4 protein-coding genes are annotated in these 2,847 nt (G+C 57.9%); 1 reads left to right on the top strand and 3 read right to left on the bottom strand.

The window, feature by feature from the left end; translation table 11 throughout:
* A partial coding sequence (locus ACP5E6_RS17910) for a hypothetical protein (RefSeq protein WP_427956568.1) occupies nt 1–377 on the bottom strand: 377 nt, incomplete at its 3' end.
* A 44-nt stretch (nt 378–421) separates the two neighbouring features.
* Nucleotides 422–1,144, bottom strand: coding sequence for a DUF7168 domain-containing protein (locus tag ACP5E6_RS17905; protein ID WP_427956567.1), 723 nt, complete (start codon nt 1,142–1,144; stop codon nt 422–424).
* 192 nt (nt 1,145–1,336) lie between these two features.
* Between ACP5E6_RS17905 and dinB the strand changes: the two genes are divergently transcribed.
* On the top strand, nt 1,337–2,485 hold the full coding sequence (gene dinB / locus ACP5E6_RS17900; protein WP_427956571.1) for a DNA polymerase IV: 1,149 nt from the start codon (nt 1,337–1,339) through the stop codon (nt 2,483–2,485).
* Here the strand turns inward: dinB and ACP5E6_RS17895 are convergent.
* Nucleotides 2,482–2,847 (bottom strand): helicase-related protein (locus ACP5E6_RS17895; protein ID WP_427956565.1); only part of this gene is annotated, 366 nt, incomplete at its 5' end. The two genes, dinB and ACP5E6_RS17895, sit on opposite strands and share 4 nt — an antisense overlap.

Below are 2,847 nucleotides of genomic sequence, written 5' to 3'. Positions count from 1 at the left end.
AAAATAGGTATATTTGGAAATTCGCTGACACTTAATCCCACCTCTCGTACCGACAAATAAATGCTGTCGTAGTCTAAGCGTAGGAAAAGAGTTAATAGCCCAATATAAGACTTTAAAAATAAAGGGCCGTGTCCATCTGAGTATCCATCGAAAGTACTCGACATAGCGTGTGCAATTTCGTGAAGTAGACACCACGAGGGTATCGTTGGCGCTACTCTGATTTCCAAACGAGTGGCGTCGGCGATTCGACATCTTGTCTGGTGAGGAAGTCGTTCGACGCTGGGCGGATAGAGCAATCCCATTTCTGACCAAATCGCGTTGACGATACCCTGAACCTGGGGAAACGCTATCACGCTTTGATCGAGTGGACGGATCACGCGGTCCTCCCACTCATACACGCGAGATCTTTGACGATCGGCGGTCACGGGAGCAAACAACTTTCGCCAACCTCTACGGGCCGCCGAAGGTTCACACGCTCACCGGCAGCCTGTCCGTCGCGGTATGCGGCGTTTCGATGAACCGTCAAGCCGGGGAGGGATCTGAGGCGAAGTTTTCTTGCCTCGAACGCGTCGTTCACGACCTGATGGTGTACAAGGATCAATGCGTTTCCGGCCGGACGGCGCACTGAAACTGCCGCCTCTCGTTCAGCATGCATGACATCGAGGCGTTCAGCGACCCGCGCGGCAAGACCTCCTTGAAAACTAGCTGATGCTCGACGGAGATTGACACTGTGAAGCAGGGGCATTCGTCGCCGAAATCCAGCCAGCTCGGTGATGATCGCACGCTCGACAACGGCAAAGAGATAGGAGGCGAGGGCGGTGTCAGTTGAGAAGCCGAAGAAAATATATTTGGCCTCGCCGTCGGTCCGCGCGAGCCAGACTTTGCAATCGCAAAACCGAGCCAGGGCCGGAACACAGACATCGATCGGTCTCCGCCGAAGACCGCCGATCGGAATCTCAACTTCGACGCAGGGTTCACTCCGCACATCTACCTCGTCCATCGACAAGGCGTAGCGCTCCAGCAGTCTTCCAACCATCGCGGCAGCGGTCATGGCCTCCGCCTCGGTACAACCGCGTGCGACAGTTCGTTCTGTTAGCGTTTTGATCCGCTGCTTGACCCGTGCAAGTTCTTCGTTCTGGCTCAATGCGACGTCCTGGTCAAAGATGTGATGGACTCAGCCTGCCATAGCCGCCGTGGCCGCGACAAGGGCTTTCAACCCGGTGAATTGAGCGCCAGATGCAGCGATCCTGCTGACATAAAATCCTGTTCTGTTCTCGGCAGGTTGAACATATGGTAGGACATCGATGCGATGGATCGAATCAATCCGACCCCTACATTGACCGCGTCGCTCAGGCGGATCGTCCATATCGACATGGACGCCTTCTACGCATCGGTCGAACAACGTGACGATAAATCGCTCTGCGGCAAGCCGGTCGCGGTTGGTGGCAATCGGGCGCGCGGGGTCGTTGCGGCGGCCAGTTATGAGGCTCGCAAATTTGGGGTCAGGTCGGCAATGCCGTCGATCACGGCCCAACGTCAATGTCCTAGCTTGGTTTTCGTCCCGCCACGATTTGAAGTCTACAAGGCAGTGTCCCAGCAGATTCACAATATTTTCCGCCGCTACACCTCGGTCATACAACCGCTGTCGCTTGATGAAGCCTATCTCGACGTCACCACGCCGCTGATCGATTGCGGGTCGGCCACAGCGCTCGCCGCCGAAATCCGTGCCGCTATCAAGGCGGAGACCGATCTTACGGCGTCGGCTGGCGTATCGTATAATAAGTTTCTCGCCAAATTGGCTTCGGACCATCGCAAGCCTGATGGCTTGTTCGTCATCACGCCAAGGCAGGGGCCGGCTTTCGTCGAGTCTCTTCCGGTCGGCAAGTTCCATGGCGTGGGACCTGTGACCGCACAGAGGATGAATGCGTTGGGTATTTACACCGGCCTCGATCTGAGGCGCCAATCGCTGGCATTTCTCTCGCGGCATTTCGGGAAGGCGGCAGCATATTATTATGGTGTTGCCCGCGGCGAGGACGACCGGCCGGTCGAGGCGGACCGTGAACGAAAATCATTCGGTGCCGAGACGACATTCGCGCAGGACCTGACGGCATGGGACGAGGTGAAACCAGCGCTTGCCTCGGTATTCGCCAGATTGTGGTCGGCCTATGAGAGGGGCGCGCCTGGTGGGCGAACGGTCACGGTGAAACTCAAATTCGTCGACTTCCGCCAGATCACCCGGAGCCGGTCCGCACCGGAGGCGATTACAACACGAGTTGAGCTTGAGCGGATCAGCCTGGATCTTTTGCGATCGTGTTTTCCTCTGATGCTACCGGTGAGGCTGCTTGGCGTTACAATTTCCAATCTGGGCGGGGAGGGACATCCGTCGCATCAACTGGCCCTGCCGTTCGATCAGGTGGCGGATGCGTCGACCAGCCCGAGCGTCCCCGATGTGATGGTCGGACACCGTATTTCGGTAACCGCCTAAACCCGGATCAGATCGATCAATTCATCCTCGGTCAGACGGGCGGCGACCTCGCCGCCTTCGAGGAGTTCGGAGGCGAGATCGCGCTTGTCCCGATGCAGGGCAAGGATGCGTTCTTCGATACTGCCTTCCATGATCAGGCGATAGATCGTCACCGGTCGCTCCTGGCCGATGCGGTGGGCGCGGTCCGAGGCCTGATCTTCGACCGCCGGATTCCACCAGGGGTCGAGATGCACGACATAATCGGCTGCCGTCAGGTTCAACCCGGTACCGCCGGCGCGCAGGCTGATCAGGAACAAATCCGATTGCCCGGCCTGAAACGCGGCAACCCGACGCTCCCGATCGGCGGCCGGCGTGCTGCCATC

It is taken from the genome of Acidiphilium sp., assembly GCF_049977125.1.
Taxonomy (GTDB): domain Bacteria; phylum Pseudomonadota; class Alphaproteobacteria; order Acetobacterales; family Acetobacteraceae; genus Acidiphilium.
This window is presented reverse-complemented; position numbering and strand designations above follow the sequence as displayed.